This is a genomic window from Maribacter stanieri (assembly GCF_900112245.1).
GTDB classification, from domain to species: domain Bacteria; phylum Bacteroidota; class Bacteroidia; order Flavobacteriales; family Flavobacteriaceae; genus Maribacter; species Maribacter stanieri.
Genome location: NZ_FOYX01000001.1, coordinates 1,190,818 through 1,204,754 on the forward strand (window position 1 = coordinate 1,190,818; position 13,937 = coordinate 1,204,754).

Genomic DNA, 13,937 nt, shown 5'->3' on the forward strand with positions numbered 1-13,937 from the left:
TTATTGTCTTTTGTATTTATCCGCCATAAATTGAAAGTAAATGAAGCCAGCATGGTTATACCAATTGTCATAACCCAACATGGATTCACAATTCTCAATTGCCCTTAAATTTTCTTCAAGTGCGTGAATCATTTCGGCATATTTGTCATCATATGCTTTGTTTAAGGTGGGAATAGATTTTGTTAGAATAATCATTTTTTGACTTTGCCAAGCTAAGCCAGATACACCATGAACGCCAGATACGTTATCGCCAAATGCTATACCCGCATTTATTTTTTTCATGGCATGGGAGTATATTACACGCAGTCGTTCTAAGTTCAATCGTCTGTTATTTAAATTGGTATATTCTTTTTCTAAACAAGCACAACCTGCTTCATTGTCGTTTTCATTTGGCATCATTGCAGTAATCAATCCTAAAACATTTGCTTCTTCATAGGTTTTATTAAAGACCTTATATTTTTCGATATTTAAACTGACTTCTATATTATTAATGGCATCTGATGTTTTCAATGCTGCCATCGGTATTCCATTAGGAGGGTTTTTTTTAGTTTTTTCAATGTTTTCTTTATTATTTACAGGGAAACCACTATCCTTATTTTGTTTTGGAGGATTTGAATTATCATCTTTATAATAGTCTATAGGATTGCCATTGTTGTCATATTTAGGGCGGTCATAATTATCATATTGAATAGGCTTCTTATTTGCATCTAAAGCTGGTCTAGACTGTGTTTCACCTTCTGCATATCGGATGGGGTCGCCATTAATATCATATTTAGGACGCTTATCGTCTCCAAAAACAGGGTACTCAATAGGTTTGTTGTTTCTGTCATATACGGGTCTTCCATAAGGACCAACTTCATCATTATGAACTGGCTCACGATACTGAATAAGATTACCGTTAATATCATATTTCGGGCGACCTGCATCGGTGGTTATAGGGTAATTTATACGTTCGTTGTTGCTATCATATACTGGAAGTCCTGAAGAGTTATATTCATCATAGTTAATATTATCACTACCATCAGAATTAGAATTTGATGATGATGTAGTAAGAGGTTCATAAGATGAATCTGAGCTTGATGAATTGCTAGAGCCTTGCATACCTGGGTCAGAAGTGTTGTTGTCACCATTTCTGTTAGTTCCAAATTGCGGTGGTATACATGAAGAGGGTAACCTTGGGCCTCCTCTAGGATCTGCGTTTGCTTGAGCATCGTCGTCGTCGGCACTTAACCGCCTCATGATTTCGTTCGCAACATTATTTGCCCCCTCAAAAAAATCTTGAATTCCGTCATGATTTTCATGAACAAATTTCAATGCTCCAGTAAATACTTCAGAAAGGGATGGTCGAGCACCAGCAGAACTAATTTGTTGACCTAGAACAAAGCAAATTAAAATGAGAAGCGTTTTTGCAGATTTCTTTTTAACCAATAGTAGTACTAATAAAATAGTGATAATGCTGAAAAACCCTATTACAACGTAAAGTATTGTATTCGTGCTATTTTGTACGATACTATTTTGTGCAGGAGAATTAGAGTTTGAGGCATTAAGTACTTGACCACTTCTCTCAGCAGCTGCTTCATTGGCAGGATAATACAAATTACCCATGAACGGTATCTTTTCACCAGTAGTCCAAACGGCAAGTTGAAAAGGAACATTAAGTTTTGGACCGGTTACTACAATACCAAATTTACCTGCTGTTTCAAAAGCTTCCTGAAATATACCGTTGTTGGTCAGCCCGTTAATTTTACTGTCTGTCCAGTTATCTTTAACGATATCCACTTTAATATCAGAATTTTTATCGGTAATTACCGTAACCATTACTTTTTGTAATAGCGTAGTACCTTCTGCCCAAAACCGCAAAGAATCTTTTTCAGTTTCACCTTGCATATAAGCAGAAATCACTTCTTCATTCTGTGAATCTGGACTAAACTCTAAGGTATAGACTTGATTGCCCGTATCTAGTTCGGGCATTTTTATTTCATCTTGTGCGAATGCAACAAAACTGAACAATAGAATAATATGGAGTAGTAGTTTTTTCATGACATTGCTATTTTCTATGTTTTTGTAATAAATAGTTCGCTAGGTTGGTCATTTTAAGACGTAGCTCTTCATGTTGCTCTTTGGTGCGATTGGTATTTGCGCTTTTAATTCCGTAATGCATTAAAAATGCTTGGTCATAATTTTCATTGTAAATGATTATTCTTCCATGAGCGGGTTGTTGGGCGATATAAGAATCTCCGGTTTCAGCTAACTCTATGTCCATCCCCATAATCTTTAACCCAGATTCTTTACGTTCCAAATAGCTGGCAATTTCTTTTTTGTTTTGTTTCTTTGAACTAGGTGTAGACCTCCATGAAATTCTTGAGTCACCATCTAAAGTATTTGTACCAAACCCTTTCAAGTCAAAAGAACATTTGTTTTCACCGATTTTGTCAAGCATATCAAGGTTTGATTCCGGTACTTTGAGCACTTCGGCCAATTCAGCAATACTCATATCACAATCGTCATTATTATATAGAGAACTGTAATCGCCTGAAGTATTTGAACTACTTTCTACTTTTTCTGATAAAACCTGTTTAGAATCAGGTTCGCTTGTATCTTGTTTTTTAGGGGTATCGTTACAGGCTATCAAAAGTGAAATAAAAAAAAGCGCTAATGTGTGTCTCATGGTGAATGTTTTAAAATGGTTTTTCATAATCTAAAGTGTTAATGCTAAAGTCTTTCTCTATAAGTTGTGTACAGATCATATGAACTGGTTTCGCATTTTTCTGTGAATAATCGATCATATCCATTTCAAGTACTAAACCGTCTATAATACTTAACCATGATGGGTCAATTCCCTTTTTTATGTTTTTAAATTTCTTTTTTCGTAAACTTGAATATGCGGTATTGAATGAAATATCTGCATCTTGTGTTATCCAAACAGTACCAGATAATTGTGGACCGGTAACTTGATATTCATCACACTCATATCCTAAAATATCTTTGGTTTGGCCTGTGTTCGATACTGAATAATCATCGCTATCCATGTCCAATTCAGGCGCATCTTCTAAATCTAATTGTACCGAATTTGTTGTTCGCTGTCCGCCCATGTTCATAAAGGTGTGTATAGCCTCATTGGGTAAATCCATTACGGTTACGAATTCAGAAGCATCTTTCATATTAAAAGAGCTTCCTATATATTCATCATCATTGGTTAAATAGTAGGTGATGTCGGTCGTGCTTCCATCACTCTCAATTTCCATTACATATTCGTGGCTAAATGAATAAAGCTCTAGCTTTTCGGCTTTTTTGTTTTTAAACATTCTACCTTTATTGTTAAAGACAGTGTCGAAAGATTTTTCTGTTTCACGCTCTGTTTTTTCAGCTACTTTTCTCTCTATAGTTTGTGCTGCAGCTTCCTGTGCACGTTCTTTAAGTTTTTTAAAAAATTGTGCGTTAGCATTGGTAGTTATGCTGAATACAAACAAAATCGCTATTAGTTTACATGTTTTCATGATGTTCTTTTTTAGTCGTTTGTCTTTTAATGACACGATTTAAAAAAGGTTAACATCAATCTTTTTTTCGGAACGATATTTTTTTGATCACCTTACTGTCATGAAGGATCTTTAATATGTAAAGCCCTTCTTTTAAATGATTAATATTCAAGTAAATCTGTTTTTCAGGTAAACTGTCAATTGAGCCTTTAAGACTATTATCGTCTTTCTTCATAGTCAGTTTGACTTTGCATTTTGAAATACACGAGTTTTATTAAATGTGAAATTAATACAGGTGTTTTTATGGTACTACATTGTATGTAACAATTACTATATAATATGTAACCAATTGGTAGGTAGTCTGTTATTGTATTTTAGTGTTGTGCGAAGCAATATATTCTGAAGGAGTGCAATGATATACTTCTTTAAAGCATTTGCTGAAATATGCGTGATTATTGAAACCAACGCTATAGCCGACTTCTGATATATTTATACCAGGTTTTTTTAGCATTTGTGTAGCTAGTTTTAAACGTTGAGAACGTATGAATTCTGTAGTGGAGAGACCTGTAAGCGCTTTTAGTTTTCTGTGAAGTTGCATTCTGCTCATGTGAATTGCAGCACTAAAATCAGCTGCGTTAAAGGCGGGGTCTATGAGTTTGTTATCAAGAATTTTTTGAAGTTTGCTCAAGAATTTTTCGTCTACAGACGATATCGCAATTTCTTTTGGTCTTAGAATTATTTCTTGACTGTACCTTGATTGCAACTTTTTTCTAAGCGCTACCAAAGAAGCGGTTTTACGCTCTAGTATTTTTTGATTAAATGGTTTTGTAATATAATCATCTGCACCAAATTCTATACCCGTTAATTCGTTATCTTCACCAGCTTTTGCCGTTAAAAGTATAATGGGGATATGACTGGTACGTTCATCATTCTTTAAGGTTTTTGTTAGCTCTAGACCATCTTTTTTAGGCATCATCAAGTCTGAAATAATAATATCGGGTATTTTATTAAGTGCTATTTGAATACCTTCTTCACCATCAGATGCCTGTATAATATAGTACATGTTTTTAAAGGTGTTATGAAGAAAAGTTCTTACATCTTTATTGTCTTCCACTATAAGTAAAATGGGCAAATCGTTCTTAGGTAAAATTTCTTCTTGAGTAGTTTTAGATTCAGTAATCGTGGTAACTTTTGAATGTCTAGGCTCAATACTTTTAATGACCTCTATATTTTTAAGCTTTTTCTTGTCGATACATAGAGATACATCGAAAAGCGTCCAGTTTAGTTTGTCGCTGCTAACGTTTATTTTACCACCATGTAGTTCAGTAAGTTCTTTTACTAGTGATAAACCAATACCAATACCTTCGTTATGATCACTGGTCTGATAAAATCTATTGAAGATGGTTTTCATCTGTATAGTAGAAATGCCATTACCGGTGTTCTTTATTGTTATCTTTAAGTTATTTTGAACGATCTTCGAACTAAGAAGAATGGTACCTCGCTCTGGCGTATATTTTATGGCATTACCCAATAAATTTATGACAATGTTCTCTACAGCATTATGATCAAACCAACACAGTTTATCGGTATCTGAAATTTGAAGTTTAAAAGCTATATTCTTTTGCAAGGCAAGAAATGAAAAAGACTCGCTCCAAGCTGAAATCAGTTGGGTGGCATACCCTTGTTGTATACGTAATTTTCTATTGCCGCTATCAATTTTAGATAATTCTAGTAGTTGATCTACTAAAGAAGATAGTCTTACAGTACTTTTTTGAGCAATCTCTAAATGGTTTCTTTGATCATTGCTGAGTTTTGTATTGGTCAGTGCTTCTTGAATTGGTGCCGAGATTAAATTTAAAGGAGTTCTAAATTCATGAGATATATTCGTAAAGAAGTCGGTTTTTAAGGCGTCAACTTCTTGTAATTTGCGATTCACTTTTATTCTGTTACGATATAGAACAAATACTAACAGCGCAACTAAAGAGGTAAAGGCTATGATCCCGAATAGAAAATTACGCTGTGCTTTTTGTAACATATCGGTCAGTTCGTACTGTGCTTTTAAAAGGGCTACTTCTTGTTGTTGCTGCTCCTTAAAACGTAATTGTTGATTTAATATAAAACCGTTGGCGTTTTCTTGCTGATTGAGATACTCGACTTGTTCGTCGTAAGCTAGTTTAGTTCGGTATGCGTTGGCATAATCCTTCACTAAATCATAATACTTAATTTCTACCCTATTTAGTTCTGTTTTAAAACCTAATCGATCTGTAACATCAGGATGCAATCGGGCTTTTTCTAAATGAAACAAGGCTTCTTTTGGTTCATTGAGCGCTATAAAAAGCTCTGCCCAATGTAAGTGAACTACTCCTGCTAAAGTAGAAGCTTGTGGTTTCTCTATTAAATAACTTACGTTGGTCAGGTATTTTTCCGTTTTGGCATACTCCTTTTTTTTAAAATGCATTTTGGCAAGTCCTATGGTTGCTACTACTATTGCTGTTGGATCACCAATATTGTTGCCCTGAGTTAATAGCTGTTCATATAATTGAATGGCTACATCAAAATTATTCTCTTGAACGGCAAGTTTAACCAAAAGTCTATTGGCTTCATATTCACCAGGCGGATAATCTACTTCTTTAGATATGGCTATGCATTGCTCTATGTAGTTCTTTGCTAAATCATTATTTCCTTTGGCATCCAAATAAATTTCCGCCATATATCCTTTTACCCTTGCCAATAAAGAAGTTTGAATATTGTTGGTTGTGTAAAGGGAATCTATCTTTAAATAAAGATTCATTTTTTTGCTAAGATCTGGCTCTGCCGAAGCAAACATGCTGTATGCCGAAGCTATGCCTTCTAAGTAGTCTACTTTTTTAGAAAGCGCAAGAATAACTTCATATCTCAAGAGACTCTTTTCCATTTCACCTTTAAAGTATTCATGGTTTGCCAACCAAATATTACTGTTTATGGCTAAAGAGTCATTGCCTTGTAAACTACTAATATCATATGCCTTTTTATAATGATGTTCAGAAGAGTCTAATTGACTTACAAAGAAATAATATTGACCAAGGTCTTGGTGATAATAGTAAGATGGAAAAAATGAATTTGTTGCATCTTTTTCAATCTTTAATTTTTTAACATAGTGCAAAGCCGAATCCGGATTTTTGAAAATTAAATCTTTGAAGTTTTTATGATTGACTGTATAATTATTTGAATTTTGGCCATAGGAAACTAGAGAGCAGAAAAATATAAGTATAATTAGTAGTTTCCTCATACTATGATGATTTGTACTAAATATAAGAATAGGATATAAAAGGAGAAGCCTAGAATTTATTTTTCGACCTTAAATTGACTTATGAAACAATTAGCGTATAAGCGAAATCAACTCTGTGGCATATAGCGGCATCAATTTGGTAACACATTCTTTACCTACAAATTACTTTATAGCTAGGTAAGAGCAATAGTTTTGTAGCGCCTTTTAGGAGGATACGTTCTTAGTTTGAGTTAGTTTGGTAAAGCCGATTTATTCAATCGGCTTTTTTATTGCGATATAGTGAAGACCAATGTCTTTAAAACAACTAACCTGTGCAGATTTAATTCTTGTTCTCACTAAAAAAGAACACCCATAAAAAGGCGACAATAAGACAAATAGCGAAAAACCCAAAGAGATTAATGTAATTAGACATAAGTAGGAATTTTCGGCTAAACTATAAAAACTAACATGGGGAAAGGTCCATATCAAATTATTTTCGATGAACGGTACGCTGGCATAAGTTATGTTTAATTGCCTAGTAATCAGTCAGTATTAGGTATTAACAAGCTGAATATTAGTGATGTTTTCATATTTAATTCTTCGTAAAATGCAGACTAAAGTCTTTTACTCCAAATTTCATACATGGGTTCTCCTTTACTGTTCTTACCCGTATGGTGCCAATCGTTACCCTTAAGTTTGTAATTGAATTCTAGCTCTGCACCAACTCTTGAGTTGTCTTTTGAGAAAAACTCAATTTGTTCTTTATATATTTCATTTAGGGAACTGTAGCTGCCGCCTCCGGTTCCAGAGAATTTAAAATATTCTGTATCGTAAGCAATCCATTGAAATGTATTGTCCATTAAAAACTTTAAAGTTTTTCTTGAACTTTCTTCACCTCTTCTGTCTTGTCCAGTATCTGGTCCTCTAGTAGCAAATAACCATGTTCCATCTAAATCTTGAGTACTTGGAAATTGAGGTTTAAGGGCAAATTTTTTGAACCAATTCATTTTAAGTATTTTACCAACCATTTCAATAGGTATAGAAAGTTTTTGAATTTTGTCTTCACTGTAATTAGAATTGAATTCTAAAAGTACTACCAAAAGACTGTGCGCTGAAGTCTCTTCTATTTGTATAAATCCTCCTAAAGTTCTAATGAAATTTGCGGGTTCAATTTCATACTCGTTATAGATGAAATAATCCTCATTTATTTTTACTTGATGCACTCTTTTAGAACCATTAATTTCTAGGGTATCTGCATAAATTCCAGTTGGAATTTGGCTGTTAGCGACAAAACTTACAGCAAAAAAGAAGAATGCAATTATGAAATGACTTTTTATATTGAAATTATTCATTTTATTAATTTTGGAAATTTATTTTTAATAATCTAAAAATAAAACAGTTATGCTTTATTTTATAGTTTTTTTTAAACAATAATTTAAAATTTCACCATAGGTCGTAAAAAAAATAAAAACCCTTGTTTTTTCAATTTTTTTGATTTCATTTGTCCTGTCCTAATACACTACTTAGTGCGTTAGGGATTTCAAGCTTTTAGCTGAACATTATGTATCGTTATTCTATGTTCGGGTTTGAGGGAAATTGGAAGTTTTTCCCACAAATGGCTTATAAGATAGGTTGCCGATTAGTAAAGCACACTTCCATTACTTATTCTACAATCATGCAAAGTCAGCATGATTACTTCTTTATTCCTACCACACAGATGCAAATCTTGGTGTGATCCTTTGCTTAAGATGGTTACGTTTTCTTAACTTTAAGTCTTTAGGCTTGTTACTATATTTAACAAATATCAAATTTCATTATAATTCAATTTCATGAATACCAAATACATTGATCTAATTGATCAAACTTATTATTTTCCCCAAGAAGAGTTTAATTTAGATGGTGAGCACTTACAATTTCACGGCATACCATTAAATGAATTAGTTAAGGAATACGGGAGTCCTTTAAAATTCACGTACCTGCCAAAAATTTCTGATAATATACTTAGGGCTAAAAATTGGTTTGCAAACGCTATAGAAAAAAACAACTATAAGGGTAAATACCATTATTGTTATTGTACAAAAAGTTCTCATTTTCAGCATGTAATGCATGAGGCTTTAAAAAACAATATACATATGGAAACCTCCTCTGCTTTCGATATTAATATTATTGAGAAGCTTAAAGCAGATGGCAAACTAACAGATGAAACATATGTCATCTGTAACGGATTTAAACGCGAAAAGTACATTGACAACATTGCTAGATTAATTAATAATGGTCACCAAAATTGTGTTCCTATTATTGATAATTACGAAGAAATAGATTTGCTGTCAGAGGTTATAAATGACACTTTTAAAGTAGGTATCCGTATTGCATCTGAGGAGGAGCCTAAATTCGAGTTCTATACGTCTCGTTTAGGTATTGGCTACAAGAACATTGTACCTTTTTATGAAAATCAAATAAAGGATAATGATAAGGTTGAGCTTAAAATGCTTCACTTTTTTATTAATACCGGTATACGTGATAATGCGTATTACTGGAACGAGCTTGTAAAGTGTTTAAAAGTATATGTTCGTTTAAAGAAAATCTGTCCTTCTCTAGATAGTTTAAATATTGGTGGAGGTTTTCCTATTAAAAATTCATTGGCTTTTGAATATGATTATCAATACATGATCAATGAAATTTTAAACCAAATCAATATTACGTGTTCAGAAGCAGATGTGCCTGTTCCTCATATTTTTACAGAATTTGGAAGCTTTACTGTAGGTGAAAGTGGTGGTGCCATTTATGAAATCTTATACCAAAAACAACAGAACGATCGTGAAAAATGGAATATGATAGATTCTTCTTTCATAACCACGTTGCCAGATACTTGGGCGATTAATAAAAGATTTATCATGTTGCCAATTAACCGTTGGAACGATGAGTACGAAAGGGTGTTGTTGGGCGGACTTACTTGTGATAGTGATGATTACTACAATAGCGAACAAAACATGAACGCCATTTATTTACCCAAATATAAAAGAGAGAAGCCATTGTACATTGGGTTTTTTAATACTGGTGCATATCAAGAATCAATTGGTGGTTATGGAGGGCTGCAACACTGTTTAATTCCGCAACCAAAACATATTTTGATTGATAAAGATGAAAACGGTAACTTCACTTACAAACTTTTTAGAGCCCAACAAAAGGCAGAAGATCTATTGGGTATTTTAGGTTATGATGTTGAAGGAGGGACTGAATAAAATTAGTTTGGCGGCAAAGGCCGATGAACATAGAATTACGTATATAAAATTAAATAGATTACTAAAAAACCACTTAACAATAGCTAAAATATCATGAGTACATCTAAGAATTATGCCGGAATTTCCGATGAATTCGCACAACTAGAAAAATCCAAAGTTATCTTAATACCTGTTCCTTATGACGGAACAAGTACTTGGGGTAAAGGAGCGGATAAAGGTCCTGAAGCTTTTTTAGAAGCATCAGAAAACATGGAATTGTATGATATTGAAACCGATTCTGAAGTTTATAAACAAGGAATTCATTTAACAGCGCCAGTTACAGAGAACAGTTCTCCAGAGGCAATGGTTAATGCGGTTCATAACATTACAAAAGACTTTATTAAACGTAATAAGTTTGTAACCTTGTTTGGCGGTGAACATTCTATTTCTATTGGTTCTATACGCGCCTTTAATGAATGTTTCGATAATTTAACGGTATTGCAGATAGATGCTCATGCCGATTTAAGAGAATCTTACGAAGGTACAAAGTACAATCATGCTTGTGCAGTGTATGAAGCTAACCAGACCACTAATTTGGTTCAGGTAGGTATACGTTCTATGGATATTATAGAAAAGACCTTGATGGATGAAGAAAAAACATTCTTCGCCCATGATATGATAGCTGATGAGTATTGGTCAGATAAAGTGATTGAGGCAATGACAGAAAATGTGTTCATTACTTTTGATCTAGATGCTTTTGATCCTTCGATTATGCCTTCTACCGGTACTCCAGAACCAGGCGGTTTGCTTTGGTATGAGACTTTAGAATTCTTAAAGCAGGTTTTTGCCGATAAGAATGTTGTAGGTTTTGATATTGTAGAGCTATGTCCTAACAAAAATGAAAGGTCGTCAGATTTCTTGGCCGCAAAATTATATTACAAAATGCTTAGCTATAAGTTTGCTGGGCAAGACATAGATCAAGAGTATGATAATACTTTTGATGTAGATTATAAAGCAATCACAAATTCAAAATTTGAAGATGACGAAGACTAAAGGTGCAATCACCAATTTTATAGAAAAATATTATTTACATTTTAATGCTGCTGCCTTGGTAGATGCCGCTAAAGGGTATGAAGAGCAATTAGATAATGGTGCCAAAATGTTGGTGTCCTTAGCTGGTGCAATGTCTACTGCAGAATTAGGTAAAATCTTCGCAGAGGTAATACGTCAAGATAAAGTTCAGATTATATCATGTACAGGTGCCAACTTAGAAGAAGATATCATGAATTTGGTAGCGCATTCTCATTACAAACGAGTACCTAATTACAGAGATCTTACGCCGCAAGACGAGTGGGATTTGTTGGAAAAAGGTTTAAACCGTGTAACCGATACTTGTATTCCAGAAGAAGAAGCATTTAGAAGATTGCAAGAGCATATCTTCAAAATCTGGAAAGATGCAGATGATAAAGGAGAGCGTTTTTTACCGCATGAATTCATGTACAAAATGCTACTTTCAGGTGTTCTAGAGGAATATTATGAAATAGACCTTAAAGACTCTTGGATGTACGCTGCTGCAGAGAAGAATTTGCCTATTATCTGTCCAGGATGGGAAGATAGTACTATGGGTAACATTTTTGCCAGTTATGTAATGAAAGGGGAGCTGAAGGCTAGCACTATGAAATCTGGTATCGAATACATGACTTTCTTGGCAGATTGGTATACTGCAAATTCAGAAAATGGAATTGGATTCTTCCAAATAGGTGGTGGTATCGCAGGCGATTTCCCTATTTGCGTAGTACCAATGTTATACCAAGATATGGAGCGTACAGATACTCCGTTTTGGAGCTATTTCTGTCAAATAAGCGACAGTACAACTAGTTATGGTTCTTATTCTGGTGCCGTACCTAATGAAAAGATAACTTGGGGTAAATTAGATATTAATACTCCTAAATATATTATAGAAAGTGATGCGACGATAGTTGCGCCCTTAATTTTTGCTTACCTATTAGATATGTAATTATGGACAAGAACGCACATTTAAATAGAGTCATCGTTGACTTTAAAAAATTGACGCCAGAAGTTCTTAAACTTTTGGTAGAAAGATATCCAGATGGATATGACGACCGTAACATTATCTCCTTTAGAAATGCACAAGGAGAACGTATAGAAGCTGTTGAGGTTTTAACCGAGGATACTAAGTATTTGGTAAAGATCAGTGCTAAGCTTGAGTATACTATGGAGAATTATGACGAGGATGATTATGAAGATTTCGATGATGATGATCCAACAGCAGTAGTAGAGCCAGACCCAGAAGATATGGTCGATGGTGAAGACGAAGATTAAATCTTTCGTCTGGTTAAAAGAATAGTTCACAAATTACAATTCCGGTTTGCAATTAGTAAACCGGATAATATAGTATTACCATAAAAAATAAATTAAATATCGTTGTGCTTACAACAGGTATATGAAAATTGATGAAATTGAAAATATTGAATTAAAGTTTTTAGATCTTGATGACTATCAAGAATTGAAAACAGCTATGATTTCTGCGTACACCAATATGCCAGGTTCATATTGGAAAGAGGAACATATAAAATCTTTAATCGATAAATTTCCAGAAGGCCAAGTAGTTATAAAAATTAATGGTCAATTAGCGGGTGTAGCATTATCTATTGTTGTTGATTATGATGCTTTTGATGATACCCATACCTACGAGCAAATTACAGGTAAATATAGTTTTGATACTCATGATGATGAAGGCGATGTACTTTATGGTATTGAGGTTTTTATAAAACCTAGCTTTAGAGGTCTTCGGTTGGGTCGTCGCTTATATGATTACAGAAAAGAACTTTGTGAGAAGTTGAATTTAAAAAGTATTGCTTTTGGTGGTCGTATGCCAAATTATCATAAGTATGCATCAGAACTATCGCCAAAAGAATATATCGATAAGGTTCGTCGTAAAGAAATTCAAGATCCAGTACTCAATTTTCAAATCAGCAATGATTTTCATCCTGCCAAGGTAATGAAGGGGTATTTAGATGGTGATAAGGCATCACAAGATTTTGCTATTTTGATGGAGTGGGACAATATCTATTATCAAAAACCTTCAAAGAAAGCGGCAACTAAGAAAACGGTTATTCGCCTTGGATTGATTCAATGGCAAATGCGACCTTATAAGGATTTAGATGAATTGTTGGAGCAGGCGGAGTACTTTATAGACGCCGTATCTGGCTATCGTTCAGATTTTGCATTGTTTCCAGAATTCTTTAATGCACCGTTGATGGCAGGTAATAATCATATGTCTACGGCAGATGCTATTAGGGAACTTGCAAAACATACACAGGCAATTGCTCATAAATTTTCAGAATTCTCCATTTCATACAACATAAATATTATAACTGGTAGTATGCCAGAAATGATAGACGGTCGTTTGTATAATGTTGGATATTTATGCAGACGTGACGGTACTATGGAGCGTTATGAGAAACTTCATGTTACACCAGACGAAGCCAAAGTTTGGGGTATGCAAGGTGGCAATCAAATTAAGGCGTTTGATACGGATTGCGGTAAAATAGGGGTGTTGATATGTTATGATTCTGAGTTCCCTGAACTTAGTCGTTTATTGGCAGATGAGGGCATGGATATTTTATTTGTTCCTTTTTTAACCGATACGCAAAATGGGTATTCTAGAGTTCGTCATTGTGCACAGGCTAGGGCTATTGAGAATGAATGCTATGTGGCTATCGCAGGTAGTGTAGGAAATTTACCAAATGTTCAGAATATGGATATTCAATTTGCGCAATCTATGGTATTTACTCCGTGTGATTTCTCTTTTCCTACTAACGGAATAAAAGCGGAGGCTACACCTAATACCGAGATGATATTAATTGCAGATGTAGATATAAGTTTACTTCGCGAGTTAAATCAATTTGGGGCAGTACATAACCTTCGTGATAGAAGAACTGATTTATTTGAATTAAAAAAGAAATAAGA

The 13,937-nt window shown here is 34.1% G+C and carries 10 protein-coding genes; 5 read left to right on the forward strand and 5 right to left on the reverse strand.

Annotation, left to right across the window (positions count from 1 at the left end; translation table 11 throughout):
• The 5 genes from BM296_RS05165 to BM296_RS05185 all read right to left on the reverse strand — a co-directional run bounded on the left by BM296_RS05165 (position 1) and on the right by BM296_RS05185 (position 8,075).
• Positions 1-2,040 (reverse strand): hypothetical protein, encoded by a 2,040-nt coding sequence (locus tag BM296_RS05165; protein ID WP_091901929.1) that lies wholly within the window; start codon positions 2,038-2,040, stop codon positions 1-3.
• Between the two features lie 7 nt (positions 2,041-2,047).
• Positions 2,048-2,668, reverse strand: a complete 621-nt coding sequence (locus BM296_RS05170) for a hypothetical protein (RefSeq protein WP_143099043.1) — start codon at positions 2,666-2,668, stop codon at positions 2,048-2,050.
• A gap of 10 nt (positions 2,669-2,678) precedes the next feature.
• Positions 2,679-3,497, reverse strand: coding sequence for a DUF4412 domain-containing protein (locus tag BM296_RS05175; protein ID WP_091901933.1), 819 nt, complete (start codon positions 3,495-3,497; stop codon positions 2,679-2,681).
• Positions 3,498-3,840: 343 nt separating this feature from the next.
• Positions 3,841-6,744 (reverse strand): hybrid sensor histidine kinase/response regulator transcription factor, encoded by a 2,904-nt coding sequence (locus BM296_RS05180; protein WP_091901935.1) that lies wholly within the window; start codon positions 6,742-6,744, stop codon positions 3,841-3,843.
• Positions 6,745-7,337: 593 nt separating this feature from the next.
• Positions 7,338-8,075, reverse strand: coding sequence for a hypothetical protein (locus BM296_RS05185; RefSeq protein ID WP_036145761.1), 738 nt, complete (start codon positions 8,073-8,075; stop codon positions 7,338-7,340).
• 477 nt (positions 8,076-8,552) lie between these two features.
• On the opposite strand from BM296_RS05185, the gene BM296_RS05190 reads away from it, so the two are divergent.
• The 5 genes from BM296_RS05190 to BM296_RS05210 all read left to right on the forward strand — a co-directional run bounded on the left by BM296_RS05190 (position 8,553) and on the right by BM296_RS05210 (position 13,935).
• The gene (locus BM296_RS05190; RefSeq protein ID WP_027065239.1) at positions 8,553-9,965 is read left to right on the forward strand and encodes an arginine decarboxylase; all 1,413 of its coding nucleotides are present in this window, start codon (positions 8,553-8,555) and stop codon (positions 9,963-9,965) included.
• A gap of 93 nt (positions 9,966-10,058) precedes the next feature.
• Entirely contained in the window at positions 10,059-10,997 is a 939-nt protein-coding gene (gene speB, locus BM296_RS05195) for an agmatinase (RefSeq protein ID WP_027065238.1), read from the forward strand.
• Positions 10,984-11,961: a deoxyhypusine synthase family protein gene (locus BM296_RS05200; protein WP_027065237.1), complete on the forward strand. Its 978-nt coding sequence runs from the start codon at positions 10,984-10,986 to the stop codon at positions 11,959-11,961. Before speB ends, BM296_RS05200 begins: the two co-directional genes overlap by 14 nt.
• A gap of 2 nt (positions 11,962-11,963) precedes the next feature.
• Positions 11,964-12,287, forward strand: a complete 324-nt coding sequence (locus BM296_RS05205; protein WP_027065236.1) for a hypothetical protein — start codon at positions 11,964-11,966, stop codon at positions 12,285-12,287.
• Positions 12,288-12,408: 121 nt separating this feature from the next.
• Positions 12,409-13,935, forward strand: coding sequence for a bifunctional GNAT family N-acetyltransferase/carbon-nitrogen hydrolase family protein (locus BM296_RS05210; protein WP_027065235.1), 1,527 nt, complete (start codon positions 12,409-12,411; stop codon positions 13,933-13,935).
• Positions 13,936-13,937 lie beyond the last annotated feature (2 nt).

Coding starts and splice junctions, on each gene's coding strand:
- BM296_RS05200 (WP_027065237.1), top strand. CDS start 10,984: ATGACGAAGACTAAAGGTGCAATCACCAATTTTATAGAAAAATATTAT.
- BM296_RS05205 (WP_027065236.1), top strand. CDS start 11,964: ATGGACAAGAACGCACATTTAAATAGAGTCATCGTTGACTTTAAAAAA.
- BM296_RS05165 (WP_091901929.1), bottom strand. CDS start 2,040: ATGAAAAAACTACTACTCCATATTATTCTATTGTTCAGTTTTGTTGCA.
- BM296_RS05190 (WP_027065239.1), top strand. CDS start 8,553: ATGAATACCAAATACATTGATCTAATTGATCAAACTTATTATTTTCCC.
- BM296_RS05175 (WP_091901933.1), bottom strand. CDS start 3,497: ATGAAAACATGTAAACTAATAGCGATTTTGTTTGTATTCAGCATAACT.
- speB (WP_027065238.1), top strand. CDS start 10,059: ATGAGTACATCTAAGAATTATGCCGGAATTTCCGATGAATTCGCACAA.
- BM296_RS05170 (WP_143099043.1), bottom strand. CDS start 2,668: ATGAGACACACATTAGCGCTTTTTTTTATTTCACTTTTGATAGCCTGT.
- BM296_RS05185 (WP_036145761.1), bottom strand. CDS start 8,075: ATGAATAATTTCAATATAAAAAGTCATTTCATAATTGCATTCTTCTTT.
- BM296_RS05210 (WP_027065235.1), top strand. CDS start 12,409: ATGAAAATTGATGAAATTGAAAATATTGAATTAAAGTTTTTAGATCTT.
- BM296_RS05180 (WP_091901935.1), bottom strand. CDS start 6,744: ATGAGGAAACTACTAATTATACTTATATTTTTCTGCTCTCTAGTTTCC.